Raw genomic sequence first — 19,330 nt, 5'->3', positions numbered from 1 at the left:
GCGATGGGCGGCGCGAGCACCCGCGACTGGTGGCCGAACCGGCTCAACCTGGCGATTCTCCGGAAACATCCCGCCGTGGCCGACCTCATGGGCGAGGATTTCGACTACGCCGCGGAGTTCCGGACGCTCGACCTCGACGCCCTGGCGCGGGATGTCGACGAGGTGCTGGCGACGTCGCAGGAGTGGTGGCCGGCCGACTTCGGCCACTACGGGCCGCTCATGATCCGGATGGTGTGGCACAGTGCGGGTACATACCGCATCGACGACGGCCGCGGTGGCGCGGGCGCCGGCATGCAGCGTTTCGCGCCGCTGAACAGCTGGCCGGACAATCGCAACCTCGACAAGGCGCGCCGGCTGCTCTGGCCGGTGAAGAAGAAGTACGGCCGTAAGATTTCCTGGGCGGACCTGATGATCTTCGCGGGCAACCGCGCCCTGGAGACGATGGGCTTCACGACCTTCGGCTTCGCCGGCGGCCGGGAGGACGTCTGGGAGCCCGACGAGGACGTCTACTGGGGTCCCGAGCGCGCCTGGCTCGGCGACGAACGCCACAGCGGCGTCCGGGAGCTGGAGAACCCTCTGGCCGCGGTCCAGATGGGCCTCATCTACGTCAACCCGGAGGGGCCGAACACCGTCCCGGACCCGGTCACCGCCGCCCGGGACATCCGCGAGACGTTCCGGCGCATGGGGATGAACGACGAGGAGACCGTCGCGCTCATCGCGGGCGGCCACACATTCGGCAAGACCCACGGCGCGGCCGACCCGGACGCCCACCTCGGCCCCGAACCCGAGGGCGCCCCCCTTGAGGAGCAGGGCTTGGGCTGGAAGAGCAGCTACGGCACCGGAAAGGGCACGGACGCCATCACCAGCGGGCTCGAGGGTACGTGGACACCCACCCCGACGAGATGGGACAACAGCTTCTTCGAGACCCTGTTCGGCTACGAGTGGGACCTGGAGCTGAGCCCCGCCGGTCTGTGGCAGTGGATCCCCCGCGACGGCGGCGGGGCCGGCACCGTGCCGGACGCCCATGACCCATCGACGACACACGCCCCGACGATTCTGACGACGGACCTCGCGCTGCGGTTGGACCCGGTCTACGAGTCGATCTCGCGACGCTTCCTGGAGAACCCGGACCACCTCGCGGATGTGTTCGCCCGGGCGTGGTTCAAGCTGACGCACCTCGACATGGGCCCGATCCAGCGCTACCTCGGACCGCTGGTCCCGAGGGAGACGCTGATCTGGCAGGACCCGGTCCCCGCCGTGGACCACGAGCTCGTCGGGGCGGCTGACGTCGCCGCGCTCAAGAGGCAGGTCCTCGCCTCCGGGCCTGTCCGTCTCCCAGCTCGTCTCGACCGCGTGGGCGTCGGCCTCGACGTTCCGCATCAGCGACAGGCGTGGCGGAGCGAACGGCGCGCGCATCCGCCTCGAGCCGCAGCGGGGCTGGGAGGTCAACGACCCCGACACGCTGGCACAAGTGCTGCACATCCTGGAGGGGATCCAGGAGTCCTTCAACAGCTCCGGGACCGGGGACAAGAAGATCTCGCTGGCCGACCTCATCGTGCTCGGCGGAGCCGCCGCCGTCGAGCAGGCCGCCGAGACTGCCGGCCACGACGTCCAGGTCCCCTTCAGCCCGGGACGCACGGACGCCACGCAGGAGTGGACCGATGCGGAGTCCTTCGCCCCGCTCGAGCCGACCGCGGACGGGTTCCGCAACTACCGCGGCAAGGGAAACCGGCTGCCGTCGGAGCACCTGCTCGTGGACCGCGCGAACCTGCTGAACCTGAGCGCGCCCGAGATGACCGTCCTCGTGGGCGGCCTGCGGGTGCTGGGCGCCAACTACCAGCAGTCGCCGCTGGGCGTCTTCACCTCGGCGCCCGGGTCGCTGACCAACGACTTCTTCGTGAATCTGCTCGCCACGGGCACGGAATGGAAGCCGACATCCGCGACCGCGGAAACCTTCGAGGGCCGCGACCGCGCTACCGGCGAGGTCAAGTGGACCGGTAGCCGCGTCGACCTCGTCTTCGGCTCGAACTCCGAGCTGCGTGCCATCGCTGAGGTCTACGCGAGCGACGACGCACGGGAGAAGTTCGTGCAGGACTTCGCTGCCGCGTGGGCCAAGGTCATGAACCTCGACCGGTACGACCTCGCTCGATGCGGTCCGGCTTCTCCCAACGGTGGCACATCGGGGTGCGAACGGTAGCCGGTCGCGGACGAACGGCATGAGCAGCCCGGACTGGCGCTCGCGTTTGGCGGTGTGATTCATCCGGCGTAGCGTGTTTATTGAATACCAAATTCTCTCCCTTTTCGGCGTGATTCATTCGACGCAAGAAATGCCAAAGTTGATTCGGAGAACATTTCTTCCGAAAAACAGGGATTCGGGATGAGGAGAGTGAAGCCCCGATGACGACCGCGCAGCAGCGGTCCGACCTGCTGGACAAGATCGGGTTGGACGCACAGAACAAGGCAGCGCTCGGGCAAGTGCTGGGAACCGGACGCATTGGACAGGCCACTGAGAAATCGGATGGCCACATGGAGGCCACCATTCGCATCCACCCGGATGAGCTGGCCTGGGATCCCGACATTCTGGTCATGCCCCATGGAGGCGATATCGAGCTCGAGATCATCAATGACGACATGAACACGCACTGCGCGCTCCTGCCGAGCAATGGCGACCGGAAGTTCATCTGGCTCGTGAACCACTCGCGCGGACACGCGACCCTCAACCTCGACGGGCCGGGCTACTACTGGTTCAGCTCGCCCACGGGCAATGACGAGGGCAGGGGGCTGACCGGCGCCATCGTCGTCCTGGGAGACGCTCCGCCGGAGGCTCGCCTCGACCGTCCCGAACAGCCGCGGCCGTAGCAGGAAGCAGGAGGTGGAGGAAATGACCGTCGACTACGTGGACGCGGGCGTGGCTGTCGATCAGGGAAGCCTGAGCGGCAAGATCGCGGGCGGGGATGTCGCGCCGCCGGTAGTGGCCGGAGTCACCTACGAACGCATCCTCAATGCCCGCGAGGAACCCCAGAACTGGCTCACCTACTACGGCGCCTACAACGGGCAGCGGTACAGCCCCCTGGATCAGATCAACACGGAGAACGTCAAGCGCATGGTCCCGGCATGGGTCTTCCAGGCCGGCACGACCGGCCTGATCGCGGGCGCGTCGACCTACTCGTTCGAGGCCACCCCGATCGTTGTCGACGGGGTCATGTTCCTCTCCGGCTGGGACGGCTGGGTCTGGGCCCTTGACGCCAAGACGGGCGTGGAGATCTGGCGGTACAAGCATGCGGTCCCCTTCGACGTCTCCTTGTGCTGCGGGAACGTGAACCGAGGGGTCGCCGTGGCTCGGGGGAAGGTCTTCTTCGTCACGGCGAATGCTCGTGTGCTCGCACTCGACGCCACCACCGGCAAGAGGGTCTGGGACAAGACCTACGGTGACGTCCGGGCCGGGGAGAGCGCCACGCTCGCCCCGCTGATCGTGAAGAACATGGTCATCGTCGGGAGTTCCGGCGGCGAGTTCGGCGTACGCGGCCACCTCGACGCGTTCGACCTCGAGACCGGCGAGCACCAGTGGCGCTGCTACACGGTGCCGAAGCCCGGGGAGCCGGGATCGGAGACCTGGCCCGCCGAAGGCGAGGCCTGGGCACGGGGTGGGGCGAACTGCTGGGTCACCGGCACCTTCGACCCGGAGACGAACCTGCTGTACGTCGGCACCGGCAACCCGGCACCCGACTTCGACGGAGAGGTACGCGAGGGCGACAACCTCTTCACCGACTGCGTGATCGCCGTCGACGTCGACAGCGGTCAGATCCGCTGGCACTACCAGTGCACCCCGCACGACGTGTGGGACTACGACAGCATCGCCGAGTGCATCCTGTTCGAGCAGGACGGGCGCAAACTGCTCGGGCACTTCGACAAGAACGGCTACTTCTTCGTCCTCGACCGCACGAACGGCGAGAGGGTCGGGATCACCCCCTTCGTGGACCGCATCACATGGGGAGCGATCACGAGGAACGGCGAGGTGACGGCGAAGGTGTACCCGGACAAGGAGGGAGAACCGGTCCACTTCTACCCGGGTCCGGCCGGCGCCAAGGAATGGACCCATGCGGCCTACAGCCCGAAGACCGGGCTCTTCTACGTCCCGGTCCAGGACACCGGCGCCACGGCCACCCGGCGACGCCGGGAGTTCAAGGAGAGCATTCCGTACTGGGGTGCGGGCGTTCAGGTGGACATCGAGGACATGGCGGGGTCCATCAGCGCGTTCGACGCCACTGGCGAGGAGAAGTGGCGCTGGCGCAACGAACTCCCGATGTGCGCCTCGGTGCTGGCCACCGGCGGTGACCTGGTGTTCGCCGGTGAGCCCTCCGGGGAGTTCAACGCACTCGACGCCCGCACCGGGGAGCAGCTGTGGCAGTTCCAGTGCGGAAGCGGCCACCACAGCAGCCCGAGCACCTACATGGTCGACGGCAGGCAGTACGTCGCCGTGCCGGTCGGTTGGGGCGCATGGGCCGAGGGGTTCCTCCCCGGCATGCTCGGCGCGGGGCACGGAAGCGCCCTGCTCGTCTTCGCTCTCCCGGAACCGTCATAGCGCGTTGACCGGAGCCTGTCGCATCCGCCAGAGAGGAGGTGACTCCATGGAGACTCAGCTCGCTGTGTGGGAGACACCCGAGTTCGACGAGATCGCAGTCGCGGCCGAGGTGACCATGTACCTCGCTCAGTTGGAGGACCTGGAGGACTAGCGGAGGTGGGAGGGCGCCGGACCTGGTCCGGCGCCCTCCGACGGTTCGAGACGGCCGCGGACGGCCGCGCCGACGACGGACCTGGATCCTCACGGACCTGGATCCTCACGGACCCGGATCCTCGATGAACGGAAGTGCCAGCGTGTTGCTGCGAGTGCTGGGCTCGGCGGCGGGGGGTGGCTCCCCGCAGTGGAACTGCGGCTGCCCGGTGTGCGCCGCGGTCCGCTCCGGGGCCGGCCTCGCGCGCACCCAGTCGTCGGTCGCGGTCAGTGCCGACCGACGACGGTGGTTCCTCATCAACGCCTCGCCCGACGTACGCGCCCAGATCGAGGTCTTTCCAGACCTGCACCCGCGCGACGACCGGACGACGCCGTTGGAGGCGGTGCTGCTCACCGACGCCGAGCTGGACCACACGCTGGGCCTGCTGCTGTTGCGCGAGGCCCGCGCCCTGCGGCTGTACGCCACTCAGGCGGTGCGCAAGACCCTGTTCGACGGCTCGGGGATTCTGCGTACGCTCGAGCGCTACTGCCCGGTCGAGTGGCGTGCGGTGATCCCCGGCGCCGACCTCGCCCTGGCGGAGGGTCTGTCCTGCCGGGCTTTCGACGTGCCCACCGTCAAGCGCGACCGGTTCGCAACCGGGGTGGACCACGGCCGCGTCGTGGGCTATCGGCTGGCCGACGAGCGCAGCGGCGGGACTCTGGTGTACCTGCCAGGGGTGCAATCGCTGACACCGGCGCTGCACGTGGAGATCGAGGGCTGCGATTGCTTGCTGATCGACGGGACCTGCTGGCGTGACGACGAGCTGGTACGGCTCGGCCTGGCCGGCAAGACGTCCCGGGAGATGGGCCACCTGCCCATCGACGGCCCGGACGGCAGCCTGGCGCAGCTCCCGTCGCTGGGCGTGGGGCGGACGATCTTCGTACACATGAACAACACCAACCCGATCCTCCTGGAGGGCGCGCCCGAGCGGCGTAACGTGGAGGAGAGCGGCATGGAAGTGGCCATGGACGGCCTCGAGGTCCAGGTTTAGAGCCGTGACGAAAACGACCACCACAACCGGCGCCGACGGCTTCGTCGAGATCTTGCGGGCCCACTCGCGGCGCTACCACGACCAGCACCCGTTCCACGTCCGGATGAACGCGGGCCGACTCAGCCGCCGGCAGATCCGGGGCTGGGTGGCCAATCGCTTCTACTACCAGGAGAACATCCCCCGCAAGGACGCCGCGATCCTTTCCAACTGCCCCGACCTCGAGGTCCGCCGCCGCTGGATCCGACGGATCATCGACCACGACGGCAGCGCCGGCGGCGAGGGCGGCATCGAGGCGTGGCTGCGCCTGGGCGAGGCCGCCGGGCTGACCCGCGAGCAGGTGCAGGACCACCGGCACCTGGTACCCGGGGTGCGGTTCGCCGTCGACGCCTACGTGAACTTCGCCCGGACCCGGCCGTGGGTGGAGGCGGTGGCGTCCTCGCTCACCGAGCTGTTCGCGCCCGACCTGATGGCCGCGCGGCTGGCCGCGTTCGAGCGGTGGTACCCGTGGATCGACCCCGAGGGCCTTGTCTACTTCCGTGCCCGCCTGGAGCAGGCTCCCCGTGACTGCGAGCACGCCTTGGAGGTGGTCACCGCGCACTGCCTCTCCGCCGAGTCCCAGGCGCGCGCCGTCGACGCGCTGTCGTTCAAGTGCGACGTCCTGTGGAGCCTGATGGACGCCATCGACCAGGCCTACCCGGAGTGACCACCATGCACGCGACCCATACCGGAACGAACCATACCGGAACGACCCAGACCGGAACGACCCGGACCAGAACCAGGACCCGACCCGGCGTCGGCGTGTCCGGCTCGGACCGGCCCAGGCTTGCGCGCCATGTCCGGCTGACCTTCTGCCGGACCAGGCAGCGCAAGGTCCTGCTGCACCCCGAGACGGTGGTGGTGCTGAACGGCAGCGGCGCGGCCGTCCTCGAGCTGTGCGACGGGCGGCACACCGTGGCCGAGATCGTGACCGAGCTCGGCGCCCGCTACCAGACCGTCCCCGAGGACGAGGTGCGGCAGTTCTTGGACCGGCTCGTCGCCCGGCGCTGGCTGGAGCTCAGCGATGGATAGCCCGTACGGCCTGCTCGCCGAGCTCACCTACCGCTGCCCGCTGGCCTGCCCGTACTGCTCCAACCCGCTCAACATGGCCGGATACCAGGACGAGCTGGCCACCGACGAGTGGCGGCGGGTGCTGGTCGAGGCCAGTGACCTGGGGGTTCTGCAGTGCCACCTGTCCGGCGGGGAACCGCTGCTGCGGCGCGACCTGGTGGAGATCGTGGCGGACGCCCACGACCTGGGCCTCTACACCAACCTCATCACCAGCGCCCTCGGGCTCTCGCGTCCGAGGGCCGAGCAGCTGCGGGCCGTCGGCCTGGACCACGTGCAGATCAGCATCCAGGCCGACGAACCGACCGTGTGCGACCGGATCGCGGGGACCCCGTCCTTCCAACGCAAGATCGAGGCGATGGGCGTGGTCAAGGAGCTGGGCTGGCCGCTCACCATGAACGTCGTGCTGCACCGGCTCAACATCGACCGCGTCGCCGAGGTGATCGGGCTGGCCGAGGAGGTGGGCGCCGACCGGCTGGAGCTGGCCAACACCCAGTACTACGGCTGGGCCTGGCGAAACCGTGACGCGCTGCTGCCGAGCCGGGCCCAGCTCGAGGCGGCCGAGGTCGTCGTGCGGGCCGCCCGCGAGCGGCTGCGGGACCGCATGGACGTCATCTACGTCATCCCCGATTACTACAGCCGCTACCCGAAGCCCTGCATGGGCGGCTGGGCCTCCCGACAACTGACCGTGACGCCGAACGGCGACGTTCTGCCCTGCCCGGCCGCCCAGTCCCTGCCGTTGCCGCGGGCCAGCGTGCGGGAGGACTCGCTGCGGTGGATCTGGGCCGAGTCCCCGGTGATGACCGCGTTCCGGGGGACCGACTGGATGCCGGAGCCCTGCCGGAGCTGCTTCCGGCGAGAGGTGGACTTCGGCGGGTGCCGCTGCCAGGCGTTCCTGCTCACCGGCGACGCCGCCCGCACCGACCCGGTCTGCTACCTGTCGCCCGACCACGACCTGGTCGCCCAGGCCGTCGAGGCCGCCAACGCCGACTCGCGGGACGACGATCTTCCGCTGGTCCCCCGCGCGCACCGCCCCGGTCGGCTCAGCCACCGGACCACAACGGCAGCGCCGCAGCGGCGATGATCAAGGTGACCCCGCTCAGCAGGTCCGAGCGGATCCGGATGAGACGCGCCGCGGCACGTCCGAGCTGCAGCCCGACCAGCGACAACGCCGCCGTCATGACACCGAAGACGGCGGCCGAGAACCACGGCGAGAGCCCAAGGACCCCCAGGCTCGCCCCAGCGAACAAGTTGTCCAGGCTCAGCGTCAACGGGATGCCGAACAACGCCCACGGGTGGTCCAACTCGTCCGGCTCGGGGTTCCGAAGGGCCGAGATGACGAGGTAGAGACCATACCCGCCAAGCGCGGCGGCGCCCACCACATCGGCGACGTCCCCGACGGACTCCCCGATCTGGTGACCGATCAACAGCCCGACCAGGGGCATAATCGCGTCCATCAGCCCGAAGGTCAGCGCCACCTGCACCGCGCGCTTCAAACCGAATGGGACCGTGCCGAGCGCGATCGATACCCGGAAATTGTCGAGACTGAGTACAAAACCCAGGACCAGTATTTCCCAGATCATGGCGATGCCCGATGGCGACCGGCGTCGGCGAAAACGACTCTGCCTCGGCTTGAATCCATAATTCTACATAGTATCTCAGATGGTTCGCGGAATAAACCCGGCAAGCCGCTTTCCGGAAGATTTCCCGCTCCCATGAGGGCTCGCTGATTGAACCTGCGCGCCTCATTTCGACCATCTCGTAGGTGGCGTTATCCGGGCCACACAATTGCCGCTCTCTCCCGTCTGCCGAGGGCCGCCGGCTTCCTCGGCCCGTCGGTGTGCTGTCCTTGTGCGGAGGGCCGAAGGTGGGCATGCCGAGAGCGGCGCGGGATGGAGCGGTGCGGCAGGCCGCTGCCCGTCGACGTCGGCGTACGACGAAGATCCCGGCGACCGCTGCCACTGCCAGCACCGCGAGGGCGGGTATCCGCATCGCACCGATCGCAGAGACGGCCCCGACGCCGCCGATCACGGCCAGGATCGGGCCGGACGACTATCTGCTGCGCGGTCCAAGCGGTTACCACACGCAGCTGATGGAACGCCGCCGTGTGCAGAGGCTCCTCAAGAACCTCTCGGCGGAGGACGGTGTCGACATGTACAGCTTCCGGCACTACTTCGCCTCGAACGCGCTTGGGAACGGGATTCCGATCACCGGCGTGGCGGAATGGATGGGCCACAAGTCCATGGGGAGGAGCGGTCCGGGGTGCTAGGCGTTGCTCCACCCGGTTGTGCTGGAATACGAGTCCAGCAGGTCCACCACGAAGACCAGGGTCGAGCCCGCCGGGATCAACGGCGAGGGCGACTGATTGCCGTAGCCGAGACGCGGGGGAACGATGATCTCGCGGCGACCGCCGACCTTCATCCCCCTCACCCCCCGGTCCCAGCCCTTGATGACCTTGCCACTGCCCAGGGCGAACTTGAACGGCTGGCCCCGGTCCCAGGAGGCATCGAACTCCTTCCCGGACTCGAAGGTCACCCCGACATAGTGGACCCTGACCACCATGCCCGGCTTTACCTCAGCCCCGTCCCCGACGATCAGGTCCCGGATGGTCAGCTCGGTAGGAGCGTCACCCTCCGGAACGTCGACCTCGGGCTTCGTCAGTTCACTCATTGCAGCCTCATCACTCTCCGTCGGAAGCCAGCAGATCACGCTACCGAGAATGCCGGTCCCCGGAGCACACCAGATCCAGCGACAACACGTGATGATCTTTCGCACAGCCGATGTACGCCAGCGGCACGCGTCGCCGCCGGCATCGGGTGACGGCACGAAGTCGTCAAAGACGGTGTGGACAACGGCGATGCCTCGGTCTCGACCCAGTGGGCACCGGAACGCTGCAGAAAATGGGTGAAAGTGGCGCACGGAGCGATCTACGATGATTCGCCATGGGCGCCCCCGCTTGACCGACCCGTGCGTGGGCGGCTTTTCGTGTGGCGTCCGTTCGGTGTTCACTCCGGAAGAACTCGGTCACCGAGCGTGGCCACCACTCGGAGAGCGACCTCGAGGGGCATCTTGCGTTCGTCGAGCGGCTGCGGCAGCGATTCCTCGACCTGCTGCATTCGATAGAGCACCGTGTTCTTGTGCACGCTCAGTGATTCGGCGGCCTTGGCCCGCGGCGATGTCGGCGGCCAGACAGCTGACGAGTTCGACATCGCGGTGCAGGGTGACCGGCGCGGCGTCGGTCTCCGCGGCGATCCGGTAGGCCCGCAGGGTCTCCTGGTGGCTGACGCGGAATCCGTCCACTCCGGTCGCGGGGACCCCTCGAACGCCGCCGCCGCGTCACGCAGGGCCTCGGCCAAAGCCGCGGGAAGTGCGGTCCCGGTGCGCCCGGGCGGTAGGTGACCGAGCGGAGGGTGCCGGTGTGGCGGAAGACGCCATGCCGTTGGTACAGCGGCCAGGAGACCGGCGACGTGCGGGGCGATCATACCCGACCCCGTGGGCGTGCCCTCCCGTTCGTTGCTGCCGGAAGGTGGCGTGAGCGTGTCCCGAAGAGGTTGAGACGTTCTCCGTGTCCGCAATGCAAGACCTGCCCGGGAAGTTCTTGACCAGCCTGGTGGACATCTGCTGAACTCCCGAACCATGAACCCGCGCGTGGACCTGACCCGGCGGCGCCACATCGATCTGGCGCACGTCTCCAGCGCGTTTTGTTGTCGCTGACCCGGGAAGTGCTCCCCGGCGGCGGCCGGTGTGCGTCCATGGCGCGTGCCTGGCAGCGGCGGTGCGAAGCCGCCCACACTGCGATGCCTCCCCGCGGGATCGTCGTCTCCACCTCCTGAGGGCTCCCCGTCTCCTCTCCTTCTCGTGTGAGCCGGGTACCTGTTCGCCACGCCGACGCGGTCGCTGAGAACGCGGCTGTAGCGGTCCCGCGGCCACGTGTTCTTCTCTCCGGTCCGCCCAGCGCCGCGTTCCGCGTGTGGCCGATCAGTCCTGTGCAGTACCAGCCCATTTACCCAACGCCCGATCTCCAGCACCCCTTGGCGTGCCCCATCTGTCCGGGAGGGACCCCCTCATGCCTCCGTCCATCCGCAAACTCACTGGCCGCATCGGCGCGGTCGTCGAGGGCGTCGACCTCGCCGCGCCGCCCGACCCCCTGACGGTCACGGCGCTCCGTGACGCCCTCAACGAGCACAAGGCGATCGTGTTCGACGAGGTGAACCTCGACAATGCCGGTCAGGAGCGTGTGGCCGGGTGGTTCGGAGACCTCACCACCGCTCACCCGAACGTGCCGGCCGTCGACGGTACGACGAACGTGCTCGCCGTCGACAGTGAGACGTCCAAGGCCAACGAGTGGCACACAGACGTCTCCTTCGTGGTCAACCCGCCGCAGGCCACCACGCTGCGGTCGGTCGTGACCACGCCGTACGGCGGCGAGACGCTCATCGCGAACGCCGCCGCGGCCTACCGCGATCTGCCCGAACCGCTGCGGGCCCTCGCGGACTCGCTGCGCGTCGTGCACACCAACCAGTACGACTACGCCCGCCCTTCGGCCACGACGGCGCAGCGGCAGGAGTACGACCGCGCCTTCGTCTCGACGCCCTACGAGGCTGAGCATCCGGTAGTGCGGCTGCATCCGCTGACCGGCGAACGCGGACTGTTCATCGGCGGGTTCGCCAAGCGCATCGTCGGCCTGTCGGGCAGCGAGTCGGCCGATCTGCTGCGCATCCTCCAGTCGTACGTGACGCGTCCGGAGAACATCCTGCGCTGGACCTGGGCGCCCAACCAGCTGCTGATCTTCGACAACCGGATCACCCAGCACTACGGGGTGGACAACTACGACGACCACCCGCGCCGCCTCAACCGGGTGACGATCGCCGGAGACGTTCCGGTCGGCGTCGACGGACGCCACAGCGAGCAACTCGTCGGCGACGCCTCGCACTACAGCAGCGTGCTGGAGGTGGCGGCATGACCGAGCTCAGCCTCAAGGCGCCCGCGGTCACCGAGAGCCCGGACACCGAGACGCCGAGCGCGCGGGAACGCGAGGTGTTCCTGCCGCGCGACGCCCGCCGTCGAACGCCGCTCACCATACTCCGCGAGCGCCTGCGCTGGCCGCTGGGCATCTACACGACTCCCGTCGTGATCCTCATCGCCTGGGAGGTGCTCGCCCGGGCCGGAGTGCCGGCGAAGACCTACGCGCCGGCACCGAGCTCCATCGTGAAGTCCGCCGCCGATCTGTGGCAGCAAGGTGTGCTCGGGCCGGACCTGGCCATCTCGCTGCAGCGAGCCGGCATCGGTCTCGCGATCGGGCTGACGGTGGGCATCGTCACCGGGGTGCTCGGCGGACTGCTGCGCAGCGGTGAGTACCTGTTCAACGGTGTCGTGCAGGTGCTCAACACGATTCCGCTGCTGGCGGTGCTGCCGCTGATGATCGTGTGGTTCGGCATCGACGAACTCACGAAGGTGCTGCTGATCTCCTTCGGCGCCGGCGTCCCGATGTATCTCAACCTGTTCGCCGCGATCAGGGGCGTCGACCAGCGCCTGATCGAGATGGCACGCACGACGGGCGCGAGCACCTGGCGCCTGGTGACGCGGGTGCTGGTGCCCGGAGCCCTGCCGGGGTTCCTGGTCGGACTCCGTTTCTCCCTCGCATACAGCGTCCTGGGCCTCGTCGCCGCCGAAACGGTCAACGCCGACAAGGGACTCGGCTTCCTCATCACTCAGGGGCAGACCTATCTCCAGACCAACCAGGTCTTCGTGGGGCTGGTGATCTACTCGCTGCTCGGTCTGCTCGCCGACCAGTTCGTCCGGGCTCTCGAGCGGGTGCTGCTGCGGTGGCGACCCAGTTATGAGGCGTCATGAGCAGCACAGTCGCGACCGAGCCCCGTCGGCAGACCGGGGTCGCCGTCGAGCAGGTGGTCCGTCAGTTCGGTGACCGGGTGGTGCTCGACCACCTCGACCTCACCATCGCCGACGGGGAGTTGGTGATCCTGCTCGGCCCGTCGGGCTGCGGCAAGAGCACCCTTCTGCGGCTGCTCGCCGGACTGGACCGTCCCGACGGAGGGCGCGTGGAGGTCCCCGCACGGCGTGCGATCGTCTTCCAGGCCGACCGGCTGCTGCCGTGGCAGCGGGTCCTGCGCAACGTCACGCTCGGCCTGCACGGACCCGAGGCGGAACAGCGGGCCCGCGACGTGCTCGCCGAGGTCGGACTCTCGGGCCGTGAGAAGGCATGGCCCAAGGAGCTCTCCGGCGGCGAGGCCCAGCGGGTGTCGCTCGCGCGGGCACTGGTCTCGGAACCGGAACTCGTCCTGCTCGACGAGCCGTTCGCGGCCCTCGACGCCATCACACGGCTGCGCATGCACGACCTCGTACGAGCGCTGCGGACCAAGCACCACGCCGCCATGCTGCTCGTCACCCACGACGTCGACGAGGCGATCGCCCTGGCGGACCGCATCGTCGTCATGAGCAACGGCCGCATCGGCACCTCGCACGACGTGCACCTCTCTGCCGCAGACCGTGAGGCGAGCGTCGCACGCGAGGAACTCCGCGCCCGGCTCCTGGCAGACCTCGGCCTCGCCGGCCAGCACTGACTTCCCCGAATACCCTCACCCAGCACAGAAAGCACGACAACCATGCGAACGAGAACCACCAGACTCATCGGCGCCGTCGGCTCGCTCGCCCTGGCGGGCACCCTGGTCGCCTGCGGATCGTCGTCGTCGGACACCGACGCGCCGCTGAGCAACGCCGCCGACACGAGTGACGCCAAGCACCCCGAGTGGAGCAAGTACACCTTCACCATCGGCGACAACGGCGGTGATGGCAGCCAGGAGCTGGCGAAGATCACCGGCGTGTTCGACAACGCGCCGTACAAGGTGAAGTTCGCCCGGTTCACCTACGGCCCACCGCTCGTGCAGGCCGCGGCCTCGGGCGACATCGACCTCGGCAGCGTCGGCGACGTGCCACCGATCACGGGTGCCGCGAAGGAGTACGGCTTCAAGGTCGTCGCCGTCAACCGCTCGCTCAGGCCCGACCAGGCGGGGGAGAACATCATCGTGCCGAAGGGCTCGAAGCTGAAGACGGCAGCCGACCTCAAGGGCAAGAAGATCGCTGTTCCGCAGGGCAGTTCGGCCCACGGTCTGGCCCTGAACGCGCTGAAGAGCGCCGGCCTCACCCCCAAGGACGTGAAGCTGACCTTCCTCGACCCGGCAGCCGGCGCGACGGCGTTCAACACAGGCAAGGTGGACGCCTGGTCGATCTGGAACCCCCAGTCCGCGATCGCGGTCAAGAACGGGGCGCGGATCCTGGTGAAGGGTCTCCCGCCGATCGACCAGACGAGCAGCTACTATGTCGCCAGTGACACGTCGCTGAAGGACAAGACCAAACGCGCTGCTCTCACGGACGTCCTGAAGAGGCTTTCGCGAGAGTTCGCCTGGGCCGTCAAGAATCCTGACAAGTACGCGCAGGCGCTCTCGAAGGAGCAGGGCATCCCGCTGGACGACGCCAAGGCGTCCCTGGCCGCCTACTCGAACCGGGTGACCCCGGTGGAGCAGTCGGACGTCGAGCTGGAGCAGAAGCTCGCCGACGCCTTCCTGGAGGCGGGCCAGATCACCAAGAAGGTCGACGTCAAGTCGATCACCGACAACCTCCTCCCGGCCGGCTACGACAGCTCCAAGCTGAAGGTCACCTCATGAGCGCGAGGCGGCGGCTCCACCTCAACGCCTTCCTCATGGAGGCGGGCCACCACGAGGCGGCGTGGCGGCTCCCGGACAGCAACCCCCGGGCGGACTTCGACCTGCGGCACTGGATCGAACTGGCGCAGCTGGCCGAGAGCGCCAAGTTCGACTCGCTGTTCCTCGCGGACGGCCCGGCCCTCATCGGAACCGGCGAGTTCCGGCCGCCGGGCCAGCTCGAACCGCTGACCCTGCTGACCGCGCTGTCCCAGGCGACCAGCAGGATCGGCCTCATCGCGACCGTGTCGTCGACCTACAACGAGCCCTACAACCTCGCCCGTCGGCTCGCGTCCGTCGACCACGTCAGCGGCGGACGCGCCGGCTGGAACATCGTCACCTCCGCCGGAGCCGACGAGGCCGCCAACTTCGGCCTCGACGACCGTCCCGGCCACGCCGAACGCTACGCCCGCGCCGACGAGTTCCTGAAGGTCGCCAAGGCGCTGTGGGACAGCTGGGACGCCGATGCCGTCCTCGCGGACAGGGCCACCGGACGCTACGCCGACCCCGCGCGTCTGCACCGCCTCGACCACCGGGGCCGGTACTTCAAGGTGGCCGGCCCCCTCAATGTCGAGCGTCCCCCGCAGGGCTACCCGCTCCTCGTCCAGGCCGGCTCCTCGGAGGACGGCAAGGACTTCGCGGCCCGCCACGCAGAGGCGATCTTCACCGCGCACACGACGTACGAGCGCGCGGCCGCCTTCTACGCCGACATCAAGGTGCGGACCCGGGCAGCGGGCCGCGACCCGAACGGAGTGATCGTCTTGCCCGGGATCGTCCCGTACATCGGGTCGACCGAGGAGGAGGCCCGGGCGCTCGCGCGGCAGTTCGACGAGCTGCGCATTCCGGAGTACGGGCTGCGCCAGTTGGCCGCCGTGTTCGAGACCGAGCCATCGGTCTTCGCACTCGACGAGCCGCTGCCGGACTTCGTCCTCGCCAAGCCGAAGCTGGAGGGCTCGCAGAGCCGTTCCGACCTGATCATCGATCTCGCGGTGCGTGAGCGGCTGACGGTCCGGCAGATCATCTCCCGGCTCGGCGGCGGGCGCGGCCACTTCGAGTTCGTCGGCACGCCCGAGCAGATCGCGGACACGATCATCGCCTGGTTCGAGGGCGGTGCTGCGGACGGGTTCAACATCATGGCGCCCGCCCTGCCGTCCGGCCTCGCGGCCTTCGTGGAGCATGTGCTGCCGATCCTGCGGGGCAAGGGCCTGTTCCGCGAGGAGTACGAGGGTACGACCCTGCGCGAGCACTACGGGCTCCCGGTCCCGGCGAACCAGTTCCATGGCTGAACCGCTTTCCGTGGGCGGTCCGCTCGCGACTCCCGCCGCTTCCACTTCCCGGAGCGGCGGGAGTCCGCCCGCACGGCGGGTCGAGGGCCTTCGCAAGACCTACGAAGACGGCTTCACCGCGGTGGCCGGGCTCGACCTGGAGATACCGGACGGCGCCTTCTTCGGGCTGCTCGGCCCGAACGGCGCCGGGAAGACCACACTGATCGCCGGATACCACGGCATCGGCCGGAAGGCGGCCGCCCGGCGAGCTGACGAACTGCTCGCCTTGTTCCGCCTTGACGACAAGGCCGGCGCACGCCGCCCGCGCCGCCCCCAGGGCTGCGCACAGCCGTACGCGAGCCTGCTGACCCTGCTCGTCGCCGATCGTGCCGTCGATCTGCTCCGCGTGAACAGCGCACTGTGTACCGCACCGGGCGGCCGCGCCCGGTGTCGAGGCTGACACCTCCCCGCAGCCCTCGCATTCCCTGACGAACACCGCGCCCGCGGTGTGCCGTTGCCCTCCCCGCCCCCGGTACCTCGCCGTCGTGTGCGCCGTTGCATGCCGCCGTGCTTCCGGGGTGTTCCCACCCAGCCGGAGCCCACCATGAGTGAACCCCCTGGTGCCACCGTTACCCTCGCCGAGGCGCCGACCGCCGAGGAATCGTCAAAAGCCCTCACCGCTCAGCGTGTTCTTCCGCTGCGGCGGCCAGGCCGCTGGATCCTCACCGCGGTCGTGCTCGTCCTGGTCGCCCAGTTCGTGCACGGACTGGTGACCAACCCCTTCTACCAGTGGGGCCGCTGGAGCTACTGGTTCCTGCGCCCCACCATCCTCGACGGCCTGCTGATCACCCTCGAAGTCACCGCCTACAGTGCGGTGCTGGGCCTTGTCGGCGGCATCGTGCTCGCACTGGGCCGGCTCTCGAAGAGCCCGGTGCTGCGCGCGGTCAGCTGGACCTACGTCTGGGCGCTGCGCTCCATCCCGCTCATCGTGGTGCTGATCTTCCTCTACAACTTCAGTGCCCTGTACAAGACGGTGAGCGTCGGCATCCCCTTCGGGCCGGCCTTCTTCTCCTTCGACGAGTCGAGACTCGCCACCGACACGGTCGTCGCCGTCGTCGGCCTCAGCCTCAACGAGGCCGCCTACGCGGCCGAGGTCGTACGCGGCGGCATCCTCTCTGTCGACCAGGGCCAGCACGAGGCTGCCGCCGCGCTCGGCCTGCCCAAGAGCTACCAGTTCCGGAAGATCGTCCTCCCGCAGGCGCTGCGCTCGATCATCCCGAACTACGTCAACCAGCTCATCGGCCTGATCAAGGGCACCTCCCTGGTCTTCTACGTCTCCCTGCTCGACCTGTTCGGCTCCGCGCAGACCATGGGCTCCACCTACCCCGGCGACATCGTGCCGCTGCTGCTGGTCGTCACCGTCTGGTACCTGATCCTGACCAGCATCGTTTCCGTCGTCCAGTTCTACGTCGAGCGGCACTACGCCCGCGGAGCCACCCGGGGCCTGCCGCCGACGCCACTGCAGAAGCTCCGCACCGGTCTTTCGGACCTGCGGGCCCGCATCCGCCGGGAGGCCGCCGTATGACCGCCGAGACGCTCGAAGCCGTGGAGGACGTCGAGGCCGCCACCGTCGAGGTCCACGACGTGCACAAGTGGTACGGCACCCACCGGGTACTGGACGGCGTCGACCTGACCGTCCGCCCTGGCGAGGTCACCGTCATCCTGGGCCCCTCCGGCTCCGGCAAGTCCACCCTGCTGCGGGTCATCAACCACCTGGAGAAGCCCGAGATCGGCTACGTCAGCATCAACGGCGAGCTGATCGGCGTGAAGCGGCACGGCGACCGCCTGAAGGAGCTGAGCGAGCGGGCCATCCTCACCCAACGCGGGCGGATCGGGTTCGTCTTCCAGAACTTCAACCTCTTCCCGCACCTGACCGTGCTGGACAACGTGGCCGCCGCCCCCGTGGCCACCGGAAGGCTCGGCAAGCCCGAGGCGCGCCAGCTGGCCAAGGAACTCCTCGAACGGGTCGGCCTCGGTGAACGCGTCGGCGCCTACCCGCGGCAACTGTCCGGCGGCCAGCAGCAGCGCGTCGCCATCGCCCGCGCCCTCGCACTGCGCCCCGGCGTCATCCTCTTCGACGAGCCCACCTCCGCCCTCGATCCCGAACTGGTCGGTGAAGTCCTCGCCGTCATCAAGGACCTGGCGACCAGCGGCACCACCCTGGTCATCGTCACCCACGAGATCGGCTTCGCCCGCGAGATCGCCGACCGGGTCGTCTTCATCGACGGCGGCAAGATCATCGAGCAGGGCCCGCCCTCCGAGGTCCTCGACCAGCCGCGGCACGAGCGGACCAGGGACTTCCTCAGCAAGGTCCTCTGACCCGCCGCACCCCCAAGACCTCCCCCCACGCCACCCTCATCACCTTCAGCGACAAGGAACGGCCATGCCCACCGACTTCACCCGACGCAGCCTGATACGCGGCATCACCGCGGCGACCGCGGTCGCCTCCCTGGCCACCGGGCTCGCCGCCTGCGGTGGCAACAGCGACGCGGCCACCACCACCGAAGCCGCCAAGTCCGGCGAGGTCGTCGTCGGACGTGTCTCCAACGGCGCCGCCACCCAGACCACCATCAAGGTCTCCGAGGTCAAGTCCATCAGCGCCGAACTGCCCGCCGCCATCAAGAAGAGCGGCAAGCTGGAGATCGGCATCGGCGCCCTGCCCGCCGGATTCCCGCCGCTGGCCTACGTCGGCGACGACCAGAAGACCCTCACCGGCTCCGAACCCGACCTCGGCCGCCTGGTCGCCGCGGTCTTCGGACTCAAGCCCGAGGTGAAGAACTCCACGTGGGAGAACCTCTTCGTCGGCATCGACAGCGGCAAGGTCGACGTGGCCTTCTCCAACGTCACCGACACCGAGGAGCGCAAGAAGAAATACGAGTTCGCCTCCTACCGGCAGGACAACCTCGCCTTCATAGTGCCGAAGAAGAGCACCTGGAACTTCGACGGCAACTACGAGAACCTCGCCGGCAAGACGATCGCCGTCGGCTCCGGCACCAACCAGGAGAAGATCCTCCTGGAGTGGAAGGACAAGCTGGCCAAGGAGGGCAAGAAGCTCACCGTCAAGTACTTCCAGGACAGCCCCAGCACCTACCTCGCGCTGAACAGCGGCAAGATCGACGCGTCCTTCGGTCCCAACCCCGGCTTCGCCTACCACAACAAGCAGACGGCGAACACGCCCAACGCCACCCGCACCGCGGGCACCTACTCCGGCGCGGGCGCGAGCCTCCAGGGCCTGATCGCGGCAACGGCGAAGAAGGACAGCGGCCTCGCCAAGCCCCTCGCCGACGCCATCAACTACCTGATCAAGAACGGTCAGTACGCCGGGTGGCTCAAGGCCTACAACCTCTCCAACGAGGCCGTCGCCAAGTCCGAGGTCAACCCGCCGGGCCTGCCGCTCGACAACTCCTGACCACCCCGTGC

At 68.6% G+C, this 19,330-nt stretch carries 19 protein-coding genes and 2 pseudogenes; 18 read left to right on the top strand and 3 right to left on the bottom strand.

What is annotated here, in order from left to right:
* The first annotated feature begins 3 nt into the window (after positions 1-3).
* The 8 genes and pseudogenes from katG (at position 4) to pqqE (ending at position 7,951) form a co-directional block, all read left to right on the top strand.
* Positions 4-2,197: pseudogene (katG, locus tag ABZ865_RS06540) on the top strand (catalase/peroxidase HPI).
* Between the two features lie 200 nt (positions 2,198-2,397).
* On the top strand, positions 2,398-2,859 hold the full coding sequence (locus ABZ865_RS06535; RefSeq protein ID WP_361224884.1) for an MSMEG_3727 family PQQ-associated protein: 462 nt from the start codon (positions 2,398-2,400) through the stop codon (positions 2,857-2,859).
* 22 nt (positions 2,860-2,881) lie between these two features.
* Complete coding sequence (locus ABZ865_RS06530; protein ID WP_361224881.1) at positions 2,882-4,582, top strand: PQQ-dependent dehydrogenase, methanol/ethanol family; 1,701 nt, start codon at positions 2,882-2,884, stop codon at positions 4,580-4,582.
* 46 nt (positions 4,583-4,628) lie between these two features.
* Positions 4,629-4,733, top strand: a complete 105-nt coding sequence (gene pqqA / locus ABZ865_RS06525) for a pyrroloquinoline quinone precursor peptide PqqA (protein ID WP_293988696.1) — start codon at positions 4,629-4,631, stop codon at positions 4,731-4,733.
* Between the two features lie 124 nt (positions 4,734-4,857).
* A complete protein-coding gene (gene pqqB, locus ABZ865_RS06520; RefSeq protein WP_361224877.1) occupies positions 4,858-5,763 on the top strand; it encodes a pyrroloquinoline quinone biosynthesis protein PqqB in 906 nt (301 codons plus the stop codon).
* Positions 5,764-5,767: 4 nt separating this feature from the next.
* Complete coding sequence (pqqC, locus tag ABZ865_RS06515; protein ID WP_361224874.1) at positions 5,768-6,466, top strand: pyrroloquinoline-quinone synthase PqqC; 699 nt, start codon at positions 5,768-5,770, stop codon at positions 6,464-6,466.
* Positions 6,467-6,561: 95 nt separating this feature from the next.
* Entirely contained in the window at positions 6,562-6,831 is a 270-nt protein-coding gene (pqqD, locus tag ABZ865_RS06510) for a pyrroloquinoline quinone biosynthesis peptide chaperone PqqD (protein WP_293988689.1), read from the top strand.
* A complete protein-coding gene (gene pqqE, locus ABZ865_RS06505; RefSeq protein ID WP_361224870.1) occupies positions 6,824-7,951 on the top strand; it encodes a pyrroloquinoline quinone biosynthesis protein PqqE in 1,128 nt (375 codons plus the stop codon). The genes pqqD and pqqE overlap by 8 nt, the downstream gene beginning before the upstream one ends.
* On the opposite strand, the gene ABZ865_RS06500 is transcribed toward pqqE, so the two are convergent.
* Entirely contained in the window at positions 7,911-8,450 is a 540-nt protein-coding gene (locus ABZ865_RS06500) for a manganese efflux pump (RefSeq protein WP_361224867.1), read from the bottom strand. The genes pqqE and ABZ865_RS06500 overlap by 41 nt on opposite strands.
* 447 nt (positions 8,451-8,897) lie before the next feature.
* Between ABZ865_RS06500 and ABZ865_RS06495 the strand changes: the two are divergent.
* A pseudogene (locus ABZ865_RS06495) lies at positions 8,898-9,112 on the top strand (tyrosine-type recombinase/integrase); the annotation flags it as partial.
* A 20-nt stretch (positions 9,113-9,132) separates the two neighbouring features.
* Here ABZ865_RS06495 and ABZ865_RS06490 read toward each other — a convergent pair.
* Entirely contained in the window at positions 9,133-9,537 is a 405-nt protein-coding gene (locus tag ABZ865_RS06490) for an FKBP-type peptidyl-prolyl cis-trans isomerase (RefSeq protein WP_094221596.1), read from the bottom strand.
* Between the two features lie 335 nt (positions 9,538-9,872).
* The gene (locus ABZ865_RS06485; RefSeq protein ID WP_361224863.1) at positions 9,873-10,076 is read right to left on the bottom strand and encodes a helix-turn-helix domain-containing protein; all 204 of its coding nucleotides are present in this window, start codon (positions 10,074-10,076) and stop codon (positions 9,873-9,875) included.
* Positions 10,077-10,933: 857 nt separating this feature from the next.
* On the opposite strand from ABZ865_RS06485, the gene ABZ865_RS06480 reads away from it, so the two are divergent.
* The 9 genes from ABZ865_RS06480 (at position 10,934) to ABZ865_RS06440 (ending at position 19,319) form a co-directional block, all read left to right on the top strand.
* On the top strand, positions 10,934-11,830 hold the full coding sequence (locus ABZ865_RS06480; protein ID WP_361224860.1) for a TauD/TfdA family dioxygenase: 897 nt from the start codon (positions 10,934-10,936) through the stop codon (positions 11,828-11,830).
* Positions 11,827-12,720: an ABC transporter permease gene (locus tag ABZ865_RS06475; RefSeq protein ID WP_361224857.1), complete on the top strand. Its 894-nt coding sequence runs from the start codon at positions 11,827-11,829 to the stop codon at positions 12,718-12,720. Before ABZ865_RS06480 ends, ABZ865_RS06475 begins: the two co-directional genes overlap by 4 nt.
* Positions 12,717-13,448, top strand: coding sequence for an ABC transporter ATP-binding protein (locus tag ABZ865_RS06470; RefSeq protein WP_361224854.1), 732 nt, complete (start codon positions 12,717-12,719; stop codon positions 13,446-13,448). Before ABZ865_RS06475 ends, ABZ865_RS06470 begins: the two co-directional genes overlap by 4 nt.
* Before the next feature lie 42 nt (positions 13,449-13,490).
* On the top strand, positions 13,491-14,549 hold the full coding sequence (locus ABZ865_RS06465) for an aliphatic sulfonate ABC transporter substrate-binding protein (protein WP_361224851.1): 1,059 nt from the start codon (positions 13,491-13,493) through the stop codon (positions 14,547-14,549).
* Positions 14,546-15,871, top strand: a complete 1,326-nt coding sequence (locus tag ABZ865_RS06460) for an LLM class flavin-dependent oxidoreductase (protein WP_361224848.1) — start codon at positions 14,546-14,548, stop codon at positions 15,869-15,871. Before ABZ865_RS06465 ends, ABZ865_RS06460 begins: the two co-directional genes overlap by 4 nt.
* Positions 15,864-16,310, top strand: coding sequence for a hypothetical protein (locus ABZ865_RS06455; RefSeq protein WP_361224846.1), 447 nt, complete (start codon positions 15,864-15,866; stop codon positions 16,308-16,310). Before ABZ865_RS06460 ends, ABZ865_RS06455 begins: the two co-directional genes overlap by 8 nt.
* 144 nt (positions 16,311-16,454) lie before the next feature.
* Positions 16,455-17,435 (top strand): amino acid ABC transporter permease, encoded by a 981-nt coding sequence (locus ABZ865_RS06450; protein WP_361224843.1) that lies wholly within the window; start codon positions 16,455-16,457, stop codon positions 17,433-17,435.
* Entirely contained in the window at positions 17,432-18,229 is a 798-nt protein-coding gene (locus ABZ865_RS06445; RefSeq protein WP_361224840.1) for an amino acid ABC transporter ATP-binding protein, read from the top strand. The genes ABZ865_RS06450 and ABZ865_RS06445 overlap by 4 nt, the downstream gene beginning before the upstream one ends.
* Positions 18,230-18,293: 64 nt before the next feature.
* Entirely contained in the window at positions 18,294-19,319 is a 1,026-nt protein-coding gene (locus ABZ865_RS06440; protein ID WP_361224837.1) for an ABC transporter substrate-binding protein, read from the top strand.
* The last annotated feature ends 11 nt before the right edge of the window (positions 19,320-19,330 follow it).

The sequence above is a fragment of the Streptomyces sp. NPDC047085 genome (genome assembly GCF_040643735.1).
GTDB lineage: Bacteria > Actinomycetota > Actinomycetes > Streptomycetales > Streptomycetaceae > Streptomyces.
This window is presented reverse-complemented; position numbering and strand designations above follow the sequence as displayed.